Source organism: Kiloniella laminariae (assembly GCF_027214005.1).
Lineage (GTDB): Bacteria > Pseudomonadota > Alphaproteobacteria > Kiloniellales > Kiloniellaceae > Kiloniella > Kiloniella laminariae_A.
Map to the genome: position 1 here is coordinate 119,850 of NZ_JAPWGY010000007.1, position 18,991 is coordinate 138,840.

Here is an 18,991-nt window from a genome sequence, read left to right on the forward strand (position 1 = left end):
TAACCGTATGGCCTTATGTTTTTTACTCGGTAACTGGTTCGGGGGCAGGTTTATGTCCTGAGCGGTGTCTGTGCTGTCCCATGCCCCAGAGCGACAGGAACTGGCTTCTCTGTTCGGGCGGGAGAGTCATGGTAATATCGAGAAGCCGTTCAAACATCTTGTTTTGCGCGGTGGTTTGCTCATTAAAAAAATCCCGGTAGGCTGCTTCAAATTCATCCCGTTCTACTTTTCCGGCAAGGTTTTCCCTGAGGCGTTCGTGGATACCGCGCATCTCCTGAAAACCGGTTTTTATCTCGTCCTTGTGTTCGCGCCAGATTTTACGAAAAAGTGTTCGCTGTTCTTCAGGAAGATTACGCCAGCCACTTTTTTGACTGTAAGATCCTCCCGGACCGCCTGAAGGGCCAAAGGAACGGGCGTGCCAGACATGAGAGGTAATCAGACCAGCCAAAAACAGGTTGAGTAATAATGAGCCGACAAGAAGGAATGTCAGGGTTTTTCTGGATGGGGCTTGCATCAGTTCAGATCTCCTTCCAGGAAGTTATCGGTGAAGTCCGTGGTGCTGAAGGCGAGGTAGGCTTCTTGTAACTCGCTGGTATCCTGTTCATGAAGCCAGGCAGGGGTTGTGGTTCCAAGAAAAAGTCCAAAGGCCGTTGCCGTCGCCAGGGCAGACAGAGGGCGCCAGATACCCTTGAAAGACCAGTCGCGGTTGATAGGCAAACGCGGAGCATCGGCCAGAATCCTTGTCTGCAAATGACTACAGGCTGGCTCTGCCGGGGCGTGGTCAAGCAGATAGTCGAGTTCGAGCGCCTGTTGGCGCAGGTGTCGCGCTTCCTCTGAACGCTCGAGCAAATCAAGAAAATAGGCGCGACTTTCCTCCGGCCAGTGGTGTTCATATCCGCCATAACAGTTGAGAAGAAAAGTCAGTTCTTCCCGGTCCTGGGCTGACAGGAGAGTTTGGTCTGTCATGATTGGGCTCCCAATAGGTCGTGGCGGTGTTGTTCCAGTGACATTTTTAAACTTCGACGGCCCCGGGCAAGCAGAGATTCAAGGGCATCAACAGATATCTCCATAACCGAGGCGGCTTCCTTATTGCTCATATCCCGATGATGCACCAGAGTGATGGCCGTTCGTTGCCTTTCGGGTAGCTGCGAAATCGCAGTTTCTACCTTTTTCGTCAGGTCTTTATGCTGAATCTTCTGTTGCTGGTCAGGAGCGGGATCTATGAATTCCATCTTTTCGTCCGACATGGTGTTCTGGCGCTTGGTACGGCGAATTGCATCAATAGCCAGATTATGAACGACCCTGTATAGCCAGGTCGATATTCGCGCTTGAGGTGTCCAGTCGGGACTTTGTTTCCAGAGCCTGACGAAGGCCTCCTGAACAATGTCTTCAGCTTCCTGACTGTTGCCAGTCATCCGCTGGGCAAGTCCAACCAAGGGGCCTGTATGATGCTGAACCAGGTTGCGGCAGGCCAGAGGGTCGCCTTGTGCCACCCGGGACATGAGCTTGGCATCCTCTTCGAGGGTTCGGGATCGTGCCAGTTCGAGGGCCAAGCTATGTTCCGATCGCTTCATTATTGATATGACGCTTGACTGGGGTCGTCTCAGTTTTTGTGATCAGCGTGACGGGGAAACTCGTCTTCTGTGATGATCCCGTCCTTGTTTTCGTCGAGGCGTTCCATCATTTTATTCCCTCGTGCCGCCAGCTCTTCAGCTGAAAGGCTACCAGAAGCATCAAGATCCATCCGGTCAAAGTGGGACTTCATCCTTTCTGCGCGTTTGGCAGCCTTTTCTGCTTCCATTTCCGCGAAGCTGATCTGACCGTCGCCGTTACTGTCCATCAATTTGAAACGTTCTTCTTCAAATTTCTGCAGCTCTTCCAGCGTGATCTGACCATCCTTGTTGCCATCCAGCATTTCCATCCCCTTGGCCCACTTGCCGCTTCCTGCTGCAAAGGCTGCTGTTGAAGCCAGAAAAGCGATTGCGCCGACGAGTGACAGGGTCTTTTTACTGACCATCAGATTTCTCCGGTTGTGAATGTCTTGTGCTCTCTTAACGCGAGGCAAAAGCAAATCCGTCGGAGAAAAATCAGAAAGTTATTCCAGTTCGATCTTTCCTTTGATTTCGTGATCAAGATCCAGTTCTGGAAGGTGAAGTTTAACCGCGACAGATAAGGATGATTTACCCGCAAGTTTGCCCTCTTCGAGGGCTTTTCGCACGGCAATCTCGATTTCACGTTGAGAAGTGATGCCAACCTTTTTCAACAACTTGCGGATACTCATGTTGAGGGCGTCTTCGTTCATATGTGGTCTCCTGGTCAGATTTGGGTTGGTTGGGGTGTAAAGTTTCCCTGAGGGAATGTGTCTGTTGAAATTTCAATCAATTCAGGTTTTTATGATCCAACATTGCCGTCTTGAGCGCAAGATGGAGAGATGCTGGAAGGGATTGCGACAACTGTGTTATGGCTCTGTCCTGAAACAGTATCTTATTGAGCAAGCATGCTCCATGACATGATTCTGATCATGCCGGGAGATGTACAGGCAGGTCCTGCGTTGATGAAGCTATAACAGGTGGTGTCCAGACGGATGAGTGAAGGTCCTCTTTTTCTCTATCGGGAAATGCGCAATCAGGGTGAATTGCGCCCTGATCCGGCCCAGCAGTTGGCGGCGGAGAAACTTCAAAGCCTCTTCCAGGCTTTGAAGAACTATGAGCCCTCGACCGGGCTCTCCGGTTGGAAAGAGCGTTTGGGATTGGGGCGTCGAAAAGTAACGCCTCCTCAGGGGTTGTATCTTTTTGGAGGGGTCGGTACAGGCAAGTCCACGATGATGGACATGTTTTTCTCTGTCGCACCGCTAGAGGCAAAAAGGCGGGTTCACTTTCATGCCTTTATGCTGGAGGTCCAGGAGAAACTGCACCGCTGGAGAGCACAGTACAAAGGAACAAAGGCTGATCCTCTGCCGGATCTTGCTGCTGAATTGGCGAAGGAGACCTGGCTTCTCTGCTTTGATGAATTCCATGTCGTGAATATTGCAGATGCCATGATTCTGGCGCGGTTGTTCGAAAGTCTTTTCGAGCATGGTGTTGTTGTGGTTGCAACCTCCAACTGGCCGCCGGATCGGCTTTATGAAAATGGCCTGCAACGGGAAAATTTCCTGCCCTTTATTGATGTTTTAAAGGCGCGACTGGATATTTTACAGCTGGACTCGGGGGTGGATTACCGACTTGAACGCATGCGGAACCTGCCTGTTTATCACACCCCGCCGGGGGAGGAGGTCAACAAGGCTCTGGATGCAGCTTTTGAGGCCCTGACAGAAGGCGCTCAGGCTGTAGAGGAGATTATTCCGGTAAAGGGGCGGCAACTGGTTATCCGACGGGCCGCACGAAAGGTTGCCCTCTGCGGGTTTGAGGAGTTGTGTGGCGCTGCTCTGGGGGCGGGGGATTATCTGGCGATTGCTGGACGGTATCACACGCTTGTTCTTTCTGATGTACCGGTTCTGGGGCCGGAGAATAGAGACAGGGCCAGACGTTTCATGTCTTTGATTGATGCGCTCTATGAGCATCGTTGCAATCTCGTCATGTCTGCTGAGGCTGAACCCGAAGCTCTTTATCCTTCTGGAGACGGGGCATTTGAATTCGAGCGCACAGCGAGCCGATTACAGGAAATGCGTTCCCAGGAGTATATCGCCTTGCCCCACTTGGGGTGAATACGGCTGATTTTATGGCGTGAATATCGAGGAAGAGACAATTGGCCGCGCCAAGGAAGCTCTTCCTTTTTTGCCTGAACCGTCCTAGAATTAAAAGCAGAGGTAAACCTCGCACGCACGTCACCTGATTAAAAGGCAAGGATGTCGGCCCGGGAGTTGGCCCCCTCTCTTTGTCTGCTTGTGTGACGCATCCCAATAGTAATGTCTGAAGGGAGTAGATGCCTATGCTGAATCTGAAAAAAATCGAGAGTGATCTGAGAGCCCGTATGGAAGATCTTGGGGAACGTGTTGATCAGATTGAGCAGGATCTCCGCGAGCCACACAGTAAAGACTGGGGCGAGAATGCGACGGAGAGCGAAGGGGATCAGGTGCTGGAAGGTCTGGAGGAAGCCGGACTCGATGAAATAAATCAGATTCGTGCCGCTTTGACCCGGATTGAAAACGAGAGTTATGGAGTCTGTTCCGGCTGTGGTGAAGATATTCCTGAGGCAAGGTTACGTGCATTGCCCTATGCCACGACCTGTGTGAATTGCGCAAAATGACCTCTTTTGTATGAGGTTCTCTATCGAGAAGATCTCTGTAACAGGCAGTCAGAAGAATTTTTTGGGCCAAAAGCGACCAGTTTTGTGTGCATTGCAACAATCCGTCTTGCCCAGAAAGGCCAATCGCGCTACGAATTCTGCTATAATTTTTGCCTGAAGAAGTTTCAAATTCAAGAAGCTGACGGGTAATTCAAATTTGATGATAATTTTGATCGAGGGCCCAGTCGGGCCGAAGAAATCCGAATAGGAACATAATCATGGCACGGAAAAAGATCGCGCTCGTAGGTGCTGGCAACATTGGTGGCACACTCGCTCTGCTTGCTGGAATGAAGGATTTGGGTGATGTCGTGCTGTTCGATATCGCTGAAGGTGTCCCCCAGGGCAAAGCGCTTGATCTGGCTCAGCTGTCCCCGGTAGAAGGCTTTGATGCTTCGCTCAAGGGTGCAAATGACTATGCTGAAATCAAGGATGCAGACGTTGTTATCGTTACGGCTGGTATTGCCCGCAAGCCGGGGATGAGCCGTGATGATCTGTTGGGCATCAACATCAAGGTTATGCAGTCGGTTGGTGAGGGAATCAAACAGAACTGCCCGAATGCGTTCGTTATTTGTATTACCAACCCGCTCGACGCGATGGTCTGGGTGCTGCAACAGGCTTGTGGTCTTCCAACCAATAAGGTTGTTGGTATGGCTGGCGTCCTGGATTCTGCACGCTTCCGCCATTTCCTTGCTGATGAGATGAATGTTTCGGTTGAAGACGTAACGGCTTTTGTCCTGGGTGGGCACGGGGACACAATGGTACCAATGGTGCGCCATTCTACAGTGGCCGGTATCGCTTTGCCTGAGCTGGTCAAGATGGGCTGGATTAGCCAGGACAAGCTTGATTCCATTGTTGAGCGGACCAAAAATGGCGGCGCCGAGATCGTTGGGCTGTTGAAAACCGGCTCGGCTTTCTATGCGCCGGCTGCTTCCGCGATTTTGATGGCGGAAAGCTATCTGAAAGACAAGCGCCGGGTGCTGCCTTGTGCAGCTTATCTTGAAGGACAGTATGGCGTTGACGGTCTCTATGTTGGTGTTCCAGTTGTTCTCGGCGCCAATGGAGTTGAGCGCGTTGTCGAGATCGAGCTGGATAAAACAGAATCGACCCTGCTTGCCAGTTCAGTAGAATCTGTAAAAGGCCTGGTTGCGGCCTGTAAGGAAATTCAGTCAAAATCCTGAGGTGTTTTTGTGCGATGCACAATGAAAAATCAGGCTAATTGATTTACAAATAAAGGCGTTGTGGACCTCTTGTCCCGACGCCTTTACTTATCCGGACTATTAGCGGCAGTTATTATCATTTTTCCGACAAAAATTGTTGCAGTGCGGTTGCGCTCCGGGCACGTAGTGTTAATCTATCGCTAAGCATCAGGTCGTATGCTCTTGTAGTATTCAGGAGCATGATTCGGGTGTTCAGGGCTGTTTGCCCCTATCAATTTTAATAATAAAACCATTGAGGCTTTGTGGCGTCCCATGAATATTCATGAATATCAAGCTAAAGAGCTGCTGAGAAAATACGGTGTGGCTGTTCCGCGCGGATCAGTTGCTTTCACACCGGAAGAGGCAGAAAATGCAGCCCGTGAACTGGGCGGTCCGATCTGGGTGGTCAAATCCCAGATTCACGCGGGTGGCCGCGGTGCTGGTCGTTTTACCGACGACCCCAAAGGCGACGGCGGGGTTCGCCTCTGCAAGACGCTTGATGACGTGAAAGAAAATGCCCGCAAGATGCTGGGGCATGTTCTGGTGACCAAGCAGACAGGTCCTGCCGGCAAGGAAGTCAAGCGTCTCTATATCGAAGAAGGTTGCGATATCAAACGCGAACTTTATCTGGGGATGCTGATCGACCGGGCCACCAGCCGTGTGACGGTGATGGCCTCGACAGAAGGTGGTATGGAGATCGAGGAAGTTGCCGAGGCGACTCCTGAAAAAATCCTCAAGGTCGCGATTGATCCGGTTGAAGGTTTTATGCCTTACCACGGACGGAAACTTGCTTTTGGCCTCGGCCTGGAAGGCAAACAGGTAGGCGCAGCCGTGAAATTTATGGCCACCATGTACAAAGCTTTCCTGGATCTGGATGCCAGCATCGTTGAAATCAACCCGCTGGTTGTGACTGGTGCGGGGGATATTATCGCGCTTGATGCCAAGATGAACTTCGACGACAACGCGCTGTTCCGTCATAAAGACGTTGCGGGCATGCGCGATGAAGACGAAGAAGATGCCAAGGAACTGGAAGCGGCACGTCATGAGCTGAACTATATTTCACTCGATGGTGAAATCGGCTGTATGGTCAACGGCGCTGGTCTGGCCATGGCGACCATGGACATTATCAAACTCTATGGCAGTGAGCCGGCCAACTTCCTTGATGTTGGTGGTGGTGCAACCAAAGAACGGGTTACCGTTGCTTTCAAGATCATTCTCTCTGATCCGAACGTCAAAGGCATTCTGGTGAATATCTTTGGGGGAATCATGCGTTGTGATGTGATTGCTGAAGGTGTGGTTGCTGCTGCGCGCGAAGTATCGCTTAATGTGCCGCTGGTCGTTCGCCTTGAAGGTACGAACGTTGAGCTTGGTAAAAAAATTATGGCGGAATCCGGCCTGCCAATCATCTCCGGGGACGACCTGGCTGATGCTGCGGAAAAAGTGGTCAAAGCCGTGAAGGAGGCCGCGTAACATGTCGGTACTAGTAAACAAGAATACTCGCGTTATCTGTCAGGGTTTTACAGGTGCGCAGGGAACGTTTCACTCTGAGCAGGCCCTTGCTTACGGTACAAAAATGGTTGGTGGCGTAACACCGGGGAAAGGTGGTTCTCGCCATCTTGATCTGCCGGTCTTCAACACGGTTGATGAAGCTGTCCATGTTACTGAAGCAAACGCATCTGTGATTTATGTGCCACCTCCCTTCGCTGCCGATGCAATTCTTGAAGCTGTTGATGCTGGTGTCGAGTTGATCATCTGTATTACCGAAGGCATTCCGGTTCTGGACATGGTCCGGGTCAAACGTGCGCTTGCCGGCTCTAATTCCCGTCTTATCGGGCCAAACTGCCCGGGCATTATCACGCCGGATGAATGCAAGATCGGGATTATGCCCGGTCATATCCATAAGCGTGGTAAAATCGGCATTGTTTCACGTTCCGGTACGCTGACCTATGAAGCCGTCGCCCAGACAACGGCTGCCGGACTTGGACAGTCAACCTGTATCGGGATCGGTGGTGACCCTGTGAACGGAACCAACTTCATTGATTGCCTTGACCTCTTCCTGGCTGACCCGGAAACGCAGGGCATCATCATGATCGGTGAAATTGGTGGAAGTGCTGAAGAGGAGGCCGCTGAATTCTTTGCCTCTTCCAAAATCAAAAAACCAATTGCCGGGTTTATTGCCGGTGTGACTGCACCTCCAGGTCGTCGTATGGGACATGCTGGTGCGATTATCGCTGGTGGCAAGGGCGGTGCAGACGACAAGATCGAAGCAATGAAATCTGCCGGTTTCCTTGTTGCTGATTCTCCTGCTAGCCTTGGCAGTACAATGTTACGTGCGATTCAAGGATAGATAACCTTATTTGGAGGGAGCCGGGCTGGACCCCTCCAGCTCGGTAGCATATTTGATGGTGAACACCGTTTCTGGGCATGAGGCCCGTTATTTCGGCCCTAAAGCTGGAGAGCTGGCCGAGCTCTACGCTCAGTTTTTACGTGACACTGCATCTGTGGATGCAGGCTGGCAGTCGTTTTTCTCCAACCTTGAAGACGATGCCAAAAACCTTCTGGCCGGGATACAGGGTGCAAGCCCTGTATCCGCTGCCACACAGTCTTCTGTGCCGATGAATGAAGATGAGAGCCGCAAGGCGACACTTGATTCCATTCGCGCATTGATGCTGATCCGGGCCTACCGCGTGCGGGGACATCTGGAAGCTAATCTTGATCCGCTTGGTCTCAAACCGATCAACCCCCATCCTGAACTTGATCCCCTGTCCTATGGCTTCCTTGAAGCCGATATGGATCGCCCGATTTTTATCAACGGCGTGCTGGGACTGGAAACAGCATCCCTGCGGCAGATCGTAGAACGGGTACGCAAGACCTATTGCGGCAAGATCGGTGTTGAGTTCATGCATATCCAGGAGCCAGAGCAGAAGGCCTGGATTCAGGAGCGCATTGAAGGCATCCACAACCGCACAGATTTTACCGTCAAAGGCAAGCAGGCGATCCTTGAACGCCTGACGGCTGCGGAAACCTTTGAACAGTTTCTTGGCAAAAAATATACCGGAACCAAACGTTTTGGCCTGGATGGTGCCGAGACCATGATTCCGGCCCTTGAGCAAATTCTCAAAAGGGGATCGGCACTCGGTCTTGACGAGGTTGTTCTGGGCGTAGCCCATCGAGGCCGCCTGAACATTCTGGCAAACCTGATGGGCAAACCGTTCAGGGCAATCTTTAACGAATTCAAGGGTGGTGCAGCCAACCCGGAAGATGTAGGTGGTTCCGGTGATGTGAAATATCATCTGGGCACGTCATCAGACCGTGAATTTGACGGAAACACCGTGCATCTTTCGCTGACAGCCAACCCCTCCCATCTTGAAGCCGTTGACCCTGTGGTCGTCGGCAAGGTGCGGGCCAAGCAAGACCAAAAGGGTGATCATGACTTTACCCGGACCATGGGTCTTTTGCTCCACGGGGATGCGGCTTTCGCCGGGCAGGGCCTGGTGCCAGAGACACTGGATCTTTCCGAGCTTGAAGGTTATCAGGTCGGCGGCACGATCCACTTTATTGTTAATAACCAGATCGGCTTTACGACAGACCCCGTAGACTCCCGCTCCGGTCCTTATTGTACCGATGTCGCCAAAGCCATTCAGGCACCGATTATTCACGTCAATGGTGATGATCCTGAAGCTGTTGTACATGCGGCCCGTATCGCGATCGAGTTCCGTCAGACCTTCAAAAAGGACATTGTCATTGACATGTTCTGTTATCGCCGCTTTGGCCATAACGAAGGGGACGAACCGACCTTTACCCAGCCCCAGATGTATAAAAAGATTGCCCAGCAGAAATCTGTGCGCGAGCTCTATGCCGCAGGTCTTTCTGCCGAAGGTGCGGTTACCCAGTCTGACATTGACGGGATGGCAAAAACCTGGTGGGAAAAGCTGGAAGAAGAATTTGAAGCAGCTGAAAGCTATAAGCCAAACAAGGCCGACTGGTTCGGTGGCGTCTGGTCTCATATGGGGGCGGCACGTGGATATGATGCCCGTCGCGGTAACACCGGGGTTGAACTCGACCTGCTGAAGGAAGTCGGCAACGCTCTGTGCAAGGTTCCTGAAGGTTTCAATATCCATCGCAAGATTGCCCGCCAGCTGAAAACCAAACAGAAGATGATCGACAGCGGCGAAGGAATCGATTGGGCAACAGCCGAAGCCCTGGCTTATGGAACACTGGTGGTCGAAGGACATCCTGTGCGTCTTTCTGGCCAGGATTGTAACCGCGGGACATTCTCTCAGCGTCATGCAGCCTGGATCGATCAAAAAAATGAAGATGAATACAAACCGCTGAATAACATCCGGCCAAGCCAGGCGCATGCCAAGATTATCAACAGTCCGTTGAGTGAGCTTGCGGTTCTTGGTTTTGAATATGGGTATTCGCTGGCTGAGCCTGATGCACTGGTCCTCTGGGAAGCCCAGTTTGGTGACTTTGTGAACGGTGCACAGATCATTATCGATCAGTTTATCGTTTCGGGTGAATCAAAATGGTTGCGTATGTGCGGCCTGGTGATGTTGTTGCCGCATGGTTATGAGGGGCAGGGACCAGAGCATTCCTCTGGCCGGGTCGAGCGCTTCTTGCAGTCCTGTGCGGAAGACAATATCCAGGTGGTCAACTGTACGACCCCTGCGAACTATTTCCATGTGTTACGTCGTCAGATCCATCGCGGTTTCCGTAAACCTTTGATCGTTATGACACCAAAGTCACTGCTGCGTCACAAGAGCTGTGTGTCCAAACTGGAAGATATGCTGCCAGGGACATCATTCCACCGGGTTCTGCCTTGTGAGATTAATGTTGCCGAGCCAAGCAAGGTCAAACAGGTCGTTCTTTGTAGCGGAAAGGTCTACTACGATTTGCTCGAAGAGCGAGAAACCCGTGGTATTGACAATATCCACATCATCCGGCTGGAACAGCTCTACCCCTTCCCGGCAGAAGCTCTGTCGCAGAATCTGGCAGGCTATGAACATTGTGATCTTGTCTGGTGTCAGGAAGAACCCCGTAACATGGGGGGCTGGTCTTTTGTCTCCACCTTTATCGAAGAGGTGGCTGAAGAGATGGGCTTCAAGAACTTCCGGCCCCGCTATGCCGGACGGAAAACCGCGGCTTCTCCCGCAACAGGGTCAGCCAGAAAGCATGTTGAGCAGCAGGCTGCCCTGCTGGATGATGCTTTGACAATTGGCAAGAAAGCCATGAGCCGCATTCAGACCCGCAAGGCAGAAGAGCTGGAGGCTCGGAATGCAGCCTCTGCGAAAGTGGAAAGCATGCGCCCGGTTGCTAAGGCCGGAGAGTAATATCCAGGGTGACCCGATTCCGGGTCACCCTTTCTCGACACGGGATGGTTTATACCTGTACCATCCACACCTGAACATGATCAGACAATAAAGATAAATTGAGAACAAAAATGGCCACCGAAATTGTAGTTCCGGTTCTAGGGGAATCTGTCAGCGAGGCAACCGTTGCAAAATGGTTGAAACAACCGGGTGACGCTGTTGCTCTGGATGAGGCGATTGTGGAGCTTGAAACCGACAAGGTTACGCTTGAGGTCAATGCCGCCGCCGCCGGCGTGCTTGAGGCAATTGTTGCCAATGAAGGAGATGACGTACAGGTCGGTGCACTACTGGGTACGATCACTGCTGGCGGAGCTGCAACAGCACCTGCCGCGCCAACGACCAAAGCTGCGCCGACTGAAGACAAGGTTGTGAAAGAAGAACCTGCTGCGACACCGCCTGCCAGTAAGGGCGGGGAGACCGACGGAGCACCGGTTGATATTCCGGTGCCGACTCTTGGAGAGTCTGTGACCGAGGCAACAGTTGCTCAATGGATGAAAAAAGTTGGTGACAGTGTTGCTTTGGATGAAGCGATCTGCGAACTGGAAACCGACAAGGTGACGCTTGAAGTCAATGCGCCTGCTGCTGGTGTTCTTACATCTATTGCGGCAGAAGCCGGAGCGGATGTCGGGGTTGGTGCTGTCCTTGGTGTTATCACACCAGGCGGAAGCGGTGCGGCGGTATCCACTGCGCCCGCAGCAAAAGCAACAGCGACAGCCTCTGCCACACCAGCACCCGCCAAGTCCGTTGCAGCAGGAGAGGGGCTGGATCCCGCCAAAATCAAGGGATCTGGCGTCGGTGGAAAAGTCAGCGCATCCGATCTGCAGGCTTTTCTTGAAGCCAGTACGGCCTCTGCGGCAATGACCTTGCCTCCTTCTGTTGCCAAATTGATTGCCGAAAACAATCTCAACCCGCACAAGATCAAGGGTACGGGTAAAGATGGTGCCCTGACCAAGGGGGATGTGCTGGAATATCTGAAAAATCCACCAGCTGCACCTGCAGCAGCTCCGGCTGTTGCGGCTTCCGCATCTGTCGTGGCAGCTCCCGCAGCAGCATCCGCACCACGCGAGACCCGCGAACGGATGTCGAAAATGCGCAAGACAATCTCGCGCCGTCTCAAGGAAGCCCAGAATACGGCCGCCATGCTGACGACCTTCAACGAGATTGACATGTCAGCGGTAATGGCGACCCGTAAGCAGTACAAAGACGATTTTGAGAAAAAGCATTCTGTCCGCCTTGGTTTCAACAGCTTCTTTGCCAAGGCCGTTGTCGAGGCCCTGAAAGATGTGCCTGCCGTAAATGCCCGTATTGATGGCGAAGATATTGTTTACAACAGTTTCTTTGATATCGGTATGGCAGTTTCGACACCTTCTGGCCTGATGGTTCCGGTGATCCGGGATTGCGACAAGAAGAACTTTGCCGAAATCGAAGGCAGTCTGGGCGAGCTGGCGAAAAAAGGCCGGGATGGCAAGCTGGGCATGGACGACATGACTGGTGGCAGCTTCACCATTACCAATGGTGGTGTTTTCGGGTCTTTGCTTTCAACACCCATCCTGAACATGCCCCAGGCCGCTATTCTCGGTCTGCACAAGATCGAAGAACGCCCCGTTGCAGAAAACGGTCAGGTTGTTATTCGGCCAATGATGTATGTGGCTCTGAGTTACGACCATCGCCTGATTGATGGACGTGAAGCAGTTACCTTCCTGGTCCGTATCAAGGAATGCATGGAAGATCCCCAGCGGATGTTGCTGAACATGTAATTCAGTCTGGCTGAATAAGTGAAAAAGGGAGACCTGCATATCATCAGGTCTCCCTTTTCTGTGAAAAGCGCTGCTTTCATTTGGCGCTTTTACAGTTTCTATTCTAAAATACAGGCAGCAAAAAACAGCGGGCTGTATTCTGTAAAGTTATGAAAATGGGGAAGCGGCATGGATGAAGTACCTTTAAACTTTGATCACCTGATTGATCGGAGCGGCCATGCTGAATATGAGCTTAACCTGACAGGATTGGATCTGGCACACACGCTGGAATCGATCCGGCGTATGATTGACCGGCAACGGCGCCGCCGTGGAACGCGGAGTGTGTTGATCAGGCTTGATCCCCCGGTACCAGGTCAGGGTATAACGCTGTTTCGCCCTGTAGGCCAACATCTGGTTGAGCTGCTGAAGCAGGGACTGATTGCAAAGGTCAAGCCCTATGCAGATCAGGAATGTACTGGTTTTGTTATCCACCTGCCTTCAGGTAAGGCCACAGATGAAGAGACTGGCCCTGAGGAAGTTACCACGCATTGAGGCCGTGTCGGCGTTGAGTTCCGGATGATCCACGGGGCAAAGTCTCCTGATGAAACAGAATCCTGTTTAATGGGAATTCGGAGTTGAAATCCAGATAATCACGGCGTCTTCCGGGCTGGTGGAGACACAGGCGTGTCCCATGCCACTATCATAATAGAGGCTGTCTCCGGCTGAAAGGCTAACGGGTTCGTAAAACTCGGAATAGAAGGTCATCGCCCCTTCGAGCACGTAGAGAAATTCTTCACCATTGTGGCGTACCAGTTCACCGAACTCGGTAATATCCCGGGCACGGATTACGCTTTTGAAAGGAATCATGCGCTTGTTGCTGATTTCGGTACACAGCAACTCGTGTTCATAGGTTGCAGTCGGGTGAGGTGTGCCTTCGCCATGACGCGTCAAGGCGCGACGACCAATGTTTTGGGGAAGGTTGCTCTTGGTGAAGAGCTGAGGGATGTCGATTTCGAGTCCTTTAACCAGCTTCTGGACAACATCGAAGGTCGGGGACATCTGGTCATTTTCGATCTTGGATAGAGTTGAACGGGCAAGACCTGTCCTGCGTGAGGCCTCTTCCAGGGTCCAGTCACGCTGTTTGCGGAATTGTCTCAGACGTGTGCCGAGTTTGAGCGGCTCCAGACTTTGTTCCGCGCCGGAAATCGTGGCTTTGGCAGTGACTGCCGGGGTCGGGTTCTTGCTGTTCATCCCTTTTGCTCCGTTGATGTCGTTATTTGTTTGAACGGGGCGTCATTGTTGTATCGTTCTTTGGGAAATAAGTTTCCTATAAGAAATATTTGATTGCCATTGGAATATTAGCTAATCTTGGCTTGTTTGTGAATTGTTATGTTCCCGCTCGTGTTTTTCTCGTTTTTTCTTGCTTCAAGACTAGGTCCGTCAGGTTTCCTATGCTATCCAGATTGCTTCAATCGAATAGCTCATTGCCGACCAGTCATCAGCATGAAACGTCACGGCGATGGGATTGGTCCCTTGGACACTGAAAGGATCTTTGAAAATGAGTGAGGCTCTCTACGATCTGGTTATCATCGGGGGTGGTCCGGGTGGTTACGTCGCGGCAATCCGCGCAGCTCAGTTGGGACTCAAAACTGCCTGTGTTGAAGGAAGGGGCACCCTGGGGGGGACCTGTCTCAATGTAGGTTGCATGCCGTCCAAGGCACTGTTGCAATCGTCTGAAAAATTCGTTGATGCCAGCAAGCATTTTGCAGCGCATGGCATCAAGGCAGATGTCAAACTTGACCTCGATACCATGCTTGCCCGCAAGGACAAGGTGGTCGATGACCTGACCAAAGGTGTCGAGTTTCTGCTCAAGAAAAACAAAGTTGATTACATCAAGGGCTGGGGTGCCATTCCCAAAACAGGCGAAGTCCTGGTTAAAGGAGAAAGCGGCGAGCAGACTCTCAAAGCCAAGAATATTCTGATCGCTACCGGGTCTGAATCTACGCCTTTGCCCGGTATCGAAACCGACGAGAAACAGATCGTTACCTCTACCGGCGCGTTGTCCTTCAAGAAAGTGCCCGAGCATCTGGTGGTTATCGGTGCTGGTGTGATCGGGCTTGAGCTCGGTTCTGTCTGGTCCCGGCTGGGCGCGACAGTAACTGTGGTCGAGTTCCTTGATCGTGTGCTGCCGGGTATGGATGGTGAAACCGCCAAGCTGGCACAGCGGGTTCTGACGAAGCAGGGGCTCAAGTTCAAGCTCGGCATGAAAGTCACAGGAGCAGCCAAATCCAAAGGCAAGGTCAAGCTGACCATGGAATCTGTGAAAAAGGGCACGACCGAAGAGCTGGAAGTCGATGCGGTTCTGGTCTCTATTGGACGCCGTGCCTATACCAAGGGGCTTGGCCTTGAAGAACTTGGTGTGAAGATGGAACGGGGTGTTATCCAGGTCGATGATCACTTCCAGACCTCTGTCCCGGGGATCTATGCCATCGGCGACTGTATCCCTGGACCGATGTTGGCGCACAAGGCAGAAGAAGATGGTGTGGCCTGTGTCGAGACCCTTGCCGGACAGAAGGGGCATGTGAACTATGCGCTGGTACCCGGTGTGGTCTACACCCATCCGGAAATCGCCTGTGTTGGCAAAAGCGAAGAGGCGCTCAAGGAAGCCGGTGTCGAATACAAGGTTGGCAAGTTTCCTTTCAGTGCCAACAGTCGCGCCCGGGCCATGGGCGAATCTGACGGCCAGGTCAAGATTCTGTCTGATGCCACATCCGATAAGGTCCTTGGGGTACACATCATCGGTCCGGCAGCTGGCGAGCTTCTCTCTGAAGCTGTAGCGGTGATGGAGTTTGGTGGTTCGGCGGAAGACATTGCCCGGACATGCCATTCACATCCTGGTCTGAGTGAAGCGGTCAAGGAAGCAGCGCTGGCTGTAGCAGGTCGCGCGATTCACATGTAATGGCTTAATGCCTGTGGATTTCAAAAGAGGTAGCCGAAAGGCTGCCTCTTTTTTTGCGTCCGATCTACAGGCCGGGAAGAGAGAATCAGGAAAATATTACTGGCTCCAAAACAGGGGGGGCGGGTAGTATCGCCGTTCCCTGAAAACCGTGGCGGAGGAAATCGGCGATGGCACTGGACGGCCAGACAGGCAGAGGCGCGACCCTGCTGATTGCAGTCATGTGTTTGTCCCAGGTATTGGGAATGCTGGACAACGCCACTTTTTCAGCCCTGATTGTCCTGTTCCAGAAACAGTGGAGCCTGAGCAATACTGAAATTGGCTGGATCAGCGGGATTTATTACGGTGGCTATGCAGCCGCGGTTCCTTTCCTTGTGGCCTTGACGGATCGGGAAGACGCCAGACGAATCTATCTGTTCTGTATGGCGTTGGGTGGCTTCGCCGCCGTCGGCTTTGCCTGGTTTGCCGGGGGCTTCTGGTCGGCGATGGCCTTCAGGTTATTCGCGGGGGTCAGTCTGGCTGGAACCTATATGGTCGGGCTGAAGCTTCTGACAGATCTTATTTCTGAAAAAAAACAGCAAAGCCGGGCCGTGGCCTATTACACTGCGCATTTCGCGATCGGTACAGGTGTGTCGGTTTTTGTCGCAGGTGAGGTGTGGCAACTCCTGGGGTGGCAGTGGTCGTTTCTGGTTGCGGGGATCGGCAGCTTTTTTGCCTGGATTGTCGTTCTGTTGTTCGTGGCAAAGGGGCATAGGCCTTCACATCATATCCCGCTTCACCAGTTGATAGATTTTCGCCCAGTTATCGCAAATAGGCCTGCGCTTGGGTATATTCTCGCCTATGCCGCTCATCTGTGGGAGCTTTTTGCCTTGCGGGCTTGGTTGGTCGCGTTCTTTGTTTTTTCACTCTCGTTACAACCGGATACAGCATATGACTGGAGCCCGACCCAGATCGCGTCATGGGTCTTCCTGCTCGGCCTGCCTGCGAGTGTTATCGGAAATGAATTTTCTGTTCGCTTTGGTCGCAGACGCCTGTTGACACTGATAATGGGGGTTTCAGCCCTTGTCGGCTTTACTATTGGTTTTACTGCCAGTCTGCCATTTGTTGTGGTGATCGCGGCCTTTACCCTTTATGGCATCACGGCAACCGCTGATTCTTCTTCGCTGACATCCGGTGTTGTGGCCAACTCTGATCCGGCACGAAAGGGAGCAACCATGGCGCTACAGTCTCTGGCCGGTTTTGCTGCAGGATCTCTTTCGCCGATCGTCTTTGGGGCAGTCCTTGATTTGGCCGGGGGTGCTGAAAACACTCTGGCCTGGGTGGCGGCTTTCTCTACCATGGGTGTCGGCGTATTACTTGGTCCGGTCTTTATCCGTTATCTCGGGCGGACAGAACCTTTATCTAAGGGGATGAAACATTAACTTTGAGATCAGCCAACCATTTATTGCTGTTGAATTGTTCTGGAATATCCTGTTCTCCTGGGTCGTCAAAACCCATATTTTCTAGGGTATCAAACCATAGGTCACGTTTAGAGCTAGGTAGCTTTGTGCCACACCAAGGACAATAGCAAATACTGATCGAAGAGCTGCCACCATCATGGATAATAATTCCATACTCTTCAAAGCGCTCAATATAGTTGATGAGAACATCTGGGCATTCAAATGGATCATGATGTGTCTGGCAATCCAGCAATATTCTTTTTGTCATTTCTGCACAGCAGTGTTTTGGCATCAGATAGCATCCTGATTTATATAATTTTTCTATAGGTTATTTTTGAGCGCTTGGATGTGCCTTGTCATAGACTTTAAGCAACTCAGCCGTGTCTACATCGGTATAGCGCTGGGTGCTGGAAAGCGAAGCGTGTCCCAGAAGTTCCTGAATCGCCCGAAGATCTCCGCCGTTGGCAAGCAGATGAGTAGCAAAACTGTGGCGCAGCGCATGGGGAGTGGCTGTGTCTGGCAAATTTAAAGCCCCTCGAAGCTTTTCCAGCTGGAGCTGGATGATGCGGGCCGAGAGGCGTTTCCCTTTTATGCCCAGAAATAAAGGGGCATTCGCATCACGGATTAGAGGGCATGCTTGTTGGTAGGCTGCAATTGCGTCGCGGACCACAGGAAGCAGGGGGACCAGACGCTCCTTGTTCCCCTTGCCGGTAATGCGCAGGATTTCCTGATTTTTGCTGGGGGCATCTTTTTGGTTGAGCGAGAGTGCTTCGGCAATCCTGAGGCCGCAGCCATAAAGAAGTAGAAAAACGGCTCTATCACGTAAACCAACCCAATCGTCTTCCTGCCAGGAAAAGCTTTCCTCTATCACGTCGTTGGCCTCATGGGTGGTCAAAGGCTTGGGGACTGAGTGTGGCCGTTTCGGAGTGCGGAGCAGGTCGAGAGCATGGTTGTTTATCAGGGCCTGGCGGTTGAGCCATTTGAAAAAACCACGTATGGCCGAGAGCGCCCGTGCATTGGAGGTATTGCTCAGATCTCTGGCGACACGTGACGCGAGCCAGGAACGGAAATCTCTTGGTTTAAGCTGGTTCAACTGTGACAGAGAAACAGTCTCTGAATTGTGTTTCGTCAGAAACCAGAGAAAGGATGTGAGATCACGCTGGTAGGCTTCGATGGTTTTGTCTGCAGAACGTTTCTCGACCCTGTGCCACATCAGCCAACCTTCAAAGGCCTGCTGAACATCGCCCTGCCATGGCGTGGCTGAGAGATCTATTCCGGTAGTTTCAGCCATGTCCTGATGGTGTTTTCTACAACGGATCCGAGAAAGCGGATCAGTTCTGTTCCCTGTCCGGGTTCAAAGTGATCGGGCTGTTGCGAGCCGAAGGCCAGCATGGCTGGCGGGGTTGTTGAGGATATGTGCAGGCGCAGCAAGGCATCCGAGCGGATCAGAGGGGCCATGGTGCCATAGAGGCAGACATCGCCGACAATGTTGTCACGGAGTACAACAGGCTGACCAATGCCGATCAGGCCATCAACCATTCCGGAAAAAATACAGGAAATACCTTCAACTGGCGCGGCGATATCAGACTCGACGGGCTGTTCAACCCCGATCGCGATGGCATCCAACCCCATTATCAGGGGGAGCTCACTGCTGATGATATCGATCAGGTGTTCAAAATTCTGGGCGGAGATCAGGGCGGTGACAGCCCGATGTGCCCGATCCTGTGTCAGTTTGTTGTGGTGGCTTCGGGTGATGACAAGGTCGCGCTCTCGCGTGATCTGGCCAAGTTCCCGGCGCAACTTTTCAATCACATACTGTTGCAGGTCAGCCAGACCACGGCCTTCGGTTTTTCCGGGAATCTCGAGAGAATCGATCAGGGAGGGATTCTGCACCAGAAAATCCGTGTGCTGGCGGAGATATTTTTCCACTTCACGGGCGGTGATCAGGCGCTCTCCTGTTGATGTTGTCTCGCTGTCCTGGGAGGAAATGCTCATGGTCTGGCTACTT

19 protein-coding genes are annotated in these 18,991 nt (G+C 52.2%); 10 read left to right on the forward strand and 9 right to left on the reverse strand.

Going from position 1 to position 18,991, the window contains the following annotated elements; genetic code table 11:
- Positions 1 to 22: 22 nt before the first annotated feature.
- The 5 genes from O4H49_RS16685 to O4H49_RS16705 form a co-directional block, all read right to left on the reverse strand.
- Complete coding sequence (locus tag O4H49_RS16685) at positions 23 to 514, reverse strand: Spy/CpxP family protein refolding chaperone (RefSeq protein ID WP_269424581.1); 492 nt, start codon at positions 512 to 514, stop codon at positions 23 to 25.
- Positions 514 to 966, reverse strand: a complete 453-nt coding sequence (locus O4H49_RS16690) for a hypothetical protein (RefSeq protein ID WP_269424582.1) — start codon at positions 964 to 966, stop codon at positions 514 to 516. The genes O4H49_RS16685 and O4H49_RS16690 overlap by 1 nt, the downstream gene beginning before the upstream one ends.
- Positions 963 to 1,574 (reverse strand): RNA polymerase sigma factor, encoded by a 612-nt coding sequence (locus tag O4H49_RS16695; RefSeq protein WP_269424583.1) that lies wholly within the window; start codon positions 1,572 to 1,574, stop codon positions 963 to 965. Before O4H49_RS16695 ends, O4H49_RS16690 begins: the two co-directional genes overlap by 4 nt.
- A 29-nt stretch (positions 1,575 to 1,603) precedes the next feature.
- A complete protein-coding gene (locus tag O4H49_RS16700; protein ID WP_269424584.1) occupies positions 1,604 to 2,017 on the reverse strand; it encodes an EF-hand domain-containing protein in 414 nt (137 codons plus the stop codon).
- A gap of 78 nt (positions 2,018 to 2,095) precedes the next feature.
- A complete protein-coding gene (locus tag O4H49_RS16705; protein ID WP_269424585.1) occupies positions 2,096 to 2,302 on the reverse strand; it encodes a DUF6494 family protein in 207 nt (68 codons plus the stop codon).
- 282 nt (positions 2,303 to 2,584) lie between these two features.
- Between O4H49_RS16705 and zapE the strand changes: the two genes are divergently transcribed.
- The 8 genes from zapE (at position 2,585) to O4H49_RS16750 (ending at position 13,140) form a co-directional block, all read left to right on the forward strand.
- Positions 2,585 to 3,703: a cell division protein ZapE gene (gene zapE / locus O4H49_RS16710; RefSeq protein ID WP_269424586.1), complete on the forward strand. Its 1,119-nt coding sequence runs from the start codon at positions 2,585 to 2,587 to the stop codon at positions 3,701 to 3,703.
- Positions 3,704 to 3,927: 224 nt separating this feature from the next.
- Positions 3,928 to 4,245 carry a TraR/DksA family transcriptional regulator gene (locus O4H49_RS16715; protein ID WP_020592997.1) on the forward strand — a complete coding sequence of 106 codons (318 nt, stop codon included), beginning with the start codon at positions 3,928 to 3,930 and terminating at the stop codon, positions 4,243 to 4,245.
- Positions 4,246 to 4,502: 257 nt separating this feature from the next.
- Positions 4,503 to 5,462 (forward strand): malate dehydrogenase, encoded by a 960-nt coding sequence (gene mdh / locus O4H49_RS16720; RefSeq protein WP_269424587.1) that lies wholly within the window; start codon positions 4,503 to 4,505, stop codon positions 5,460 to 5,462.
- A 291-nt stretch (positions 5,463 to 5,753) separates the two neighbouring features.
- A complete protein-coding gene (gene sucC / locus O4H49_RS16725) occupies positions 5,754 to 6,950 on the forward strand; it encodes an ADP-forming succinate--CoA ligase subunit beta (RefSeq protein WP_020592999.1) in 1,197 nt (398 codons plus the stop codon).
- A 1-nt stretch (position 6,951) separates the two neighbouring features.
- Positions 6,952 to 7,827: a succinate--CoA ligase subunit alpha gene (gene sucD / locus O4H49_RS16730; RefSeq protein WP_269424588.1), complete on the forward strand. Its 876-nt coding sequence runs from the start codon at positions 6,952 to 6,954 to the stop codon at positions 7,825 to 7,827.
- 55 nt (positions 7,828 to 7,882) lie between these two features.
- Positions 7,883 to 10,813 carry a 2-oxoglutarate dehydrogenase E1 component gene (locus O4H49_RS16735; RefSeq protein ID WP_269424589.1) on the forward strand — a complete coding sequence of 977 codons (2,931 nt, stop codon included), beginning with the start codon at positions 7,883 to 7,885 and terminating at the stop codon, positions 10,811 to 10,813.
- A gap of 110 nt (positions 10,814 to 10,923) precedes the next feature.
- Positions 10,924 to 12,609 carry a 2-oxoglutarate dehydrogenase complex dihydrolipoyllysine-residue succinyltransferase gene (gene odhB, locus O4H49_RS16745; protein ID WP_331283770.1) on the forward strand — a complete coding sequence of 562 codons (1,686 nt, stop codon included), beginning with the start codon at positions 10,924 to 10,926 and terminating at the stop codon, positions 12,607 to 12,609.
- Between the two features lie 168 nt (positions 12,610 to 12,777).
- Positions 12,778 to 13,140, forward strand: coding sequence for a hypothetical protein (locus tag O4H49_RS16750; RefSeq protein ID WP_269424590.1), 363 nt, complete (start codon positions 12,778 to 12,780; stop codon positions 13,138 to 13,140).
- Positions 13,141 to 13,206: 66 nt separating this feature from the next.
- On the opposite strand, the gene O4H49_RS16755 is transcribed toward O4H49_RS16750, so the two are convergent.
- On the reverse strand, positions 13,207 to 13,839 hold the full coding sequence (locus O4H49_RS16755; protein ID WP_269424591.1) for a helix-turn-helix domain-containing protein: 633 nt from the start codon (positions 13,837 to 13,839) through the stop codon (positions 13,207 to 13,209).
- Positions 13,840 to 14,146: 307 nt separating this feature from the next.
- Here O4H49_RS16755 and lpdA point away from each other — a divergent pair, with 307 nt between their 5' ends.
- Together lpdA and O4H49_RS16765 are read left to right on the forward strand one after the other, a co-directional pair.
- Positions 14,147 to 15,547, forward strand: a complete 1,401-nt coding sequence (gene lpdA, locus O4H49_RS16760; RefSeq protein WP_269424592.1) for a dihydrolipoyl dehydrogenase — start codon at positions 14,147 to 14,149, stop codon at positions 15,545 to 15,547.
- A 167-nt stretch (positions 15,548 to 15,714) separates the two neighbouring features.
- Positions 15,715 to 16,965: an MFS transporter gene (locus O4H49_RS16765; protein WP_269424593.1), complete on the forward strand. Its 1,251-nt coding sequence runs from the start codon at positions 15,715 to 15,717 to the stop codon at positions 16,963 to 16,965.
- On the opposite strand, the gene O4H49_RS16770 is transcribed toward O4H49_RS16765, so the two are convergent.
- The 3 genes from O4H49_RS16770 to O4H49_RS16780 are packed head-to-tail and all read right to left on the reverse strand — an operon-like array spanning position 16,946 to position 18,978.
- A complete protein-coding gene (locus O4H49_RS16770) occupies positions 16,946 to 17,275 on the reverse strand; it encodes a DUF6980 family protein (protein WP_269424594.1) in 330 nt (109 codons plus the stop codon). The genes O4H49_RS16765 and O4H49_RS16770 overlap by 20 nt on opposite strands.
- A 36-nt stretch (positions 17,276 to 17,311) precedes the next feature.
- The gene (locus O4H49_RS16775; RefSeq protein ID WP_269424595.1) at positions 17,312 to 18,274 is read right to left on the reverse strand and encodes a tyrosine recombinase XerC; all 963 of its coding nucleotides are present in this window, start codon (positions 18,272 to 18,274) and stop codon (positions 17,312 to 17,314) included.
- The gene (locus tag O4H49_RS16780; protein ID WP_269424596.1) at positions 18,253 to 18,978 is read right to left on the reverse strand and encodes a DUF484 family protein; all 726 of its coding nucleotides are present in this window, start codon (positions 18,976 to 18,978) and stop codon (positions 18,253 to 18,255) included. Before O4H49_RS16780 ends, O4H49_RS16775 begins: the two co-directional genes overlap by 22 nt.
- Positions 18,979 to 18,991 lie beyond the last annotated feature (13 nt).

Coding starts and splice junctions, on each gene's coding strand:
- O4H49_RS16770 (WP_269424594.1), bottom strand. CDS start 17,275: ATGCCAAAACACTGCTGTGCAGAAATGACAAAAAGAATATTGCTGGAT.
- lpdA (WP_269424592.1), top strand. CDS start 14,147: ATGAGTGAGGCTCTCTACGATCTGGTTATCATCGGGGGTGGTCCGGGT.
- O4H49_RS16755 (WP_269424591.1), bottom strand. CDS start 13,839: ATGAACAGCAAGAACCCGACCCCGGCAGTCACTGCCAAAGCCACGATT.
- zapE (WP_269424586.1), top strand. CDS start 2,585: ATGAGTGAAGGTCCTCTTTTTCTCTATCGGGAAATGCGCAATCAGGGT.
- odhB (WP_331283770.1), top strand. CDS start 10,924: ATGGCCACCGAAATTGTAGTTCCGGTTCTAGGGGAATCTGTCAGCGAG.
- O4H49_RS16715 (WP_020592997.1), top strand. CDS start 3,928: ATGCTGAATCTGAAAAAAATCGAGAGTGATCTGAGAGCCCGTATGGAA.
- O4H49_RS16735 (WP_269424589.1), top strand. CDS start 7,883: ATGGTGAACACCGTTTCTGGGCATGAGGCCCGTTATTTCGGCCCTAAA.
- O4H49_RS16685 (WP_269424581.1), bottom strand. CDS start 514: ATGCAAGCCCCATCCAGAAAAACCCTGACATTCCTTCTTGTCGGCTCA.
- O4H49_RS16775 (WP_269424595.1), bottom strand. CDS start 18,274: ATGGCTGAAACTACCGGAATAGATCTCTCAGCCACGCCATGGCAGGGC.
- O4H49_RS16765 (WP_269424593.1), top strand. CDS start 15,715: ATGGCACTGGACGGCCAGACAGGCAGAGGCGCGACCCTGCTGATTGCA.
- sucC (WP_020592999.1), top strand. CDS start 5,754: ATGAATATTCATGAATATCAAGCTAAAGAGCTGCTGAGAAAATACGGT.
- O4H49_RS16695 (WP_269424583.1), bottom strand. CDS start 1,574: ATGAAGCGATCGGAACATAGCTTGGCCCTCGAACTGGCACGATCCCGA.
- O4H49_RS16690 (WP_269424582.1), bottom strand. CDS start 966: ATGACAGACCAAACTCTCCTGTCAGCCCAGGACCGGGAAGAACTGACT.
- O4H49_RS16705 (WP_269424585.1), bottom strand. CDS start 2,302: ATGAACGAAGACGCCCTCAACATGAGTATCCGCAAGTTGTTGAAAAAG.
- O4H49_RS16750 (WP_269424590.1), top strand. CDS start 12,778: ATGGATGAAGTACCTTTAAACTTTGATCACCTGATTGATCGGAGCGGC.
- sucD (WP_269424588.1), top strand. CDS start 6,952: ATGTCGGTACTAGTAAACAAGAATACTCGCGTTATCTGTCAGGGTTTT.
- O4H49_RS16780 (WP_269424596.1), bottom strand. CDS start 18,978: ATGAGCATTTCCTCCCAGGACAGCGAGACAACATCAACAGGAGAGCGC.
- O4H49_RS16700 (WP_269424584.1), bottom strand. CDS start 2,017: ATGGTCAGTAAAAAGACCCTGTCACTCGTCGGCGCAATCGCTTTTCTG.
- mdh (WP_269424587.1), top strand. CDS start 4,503: ATGGCACGGAAAAAGATCGCGCTCGTAGGTGCTGGCAACATTGGTGGC.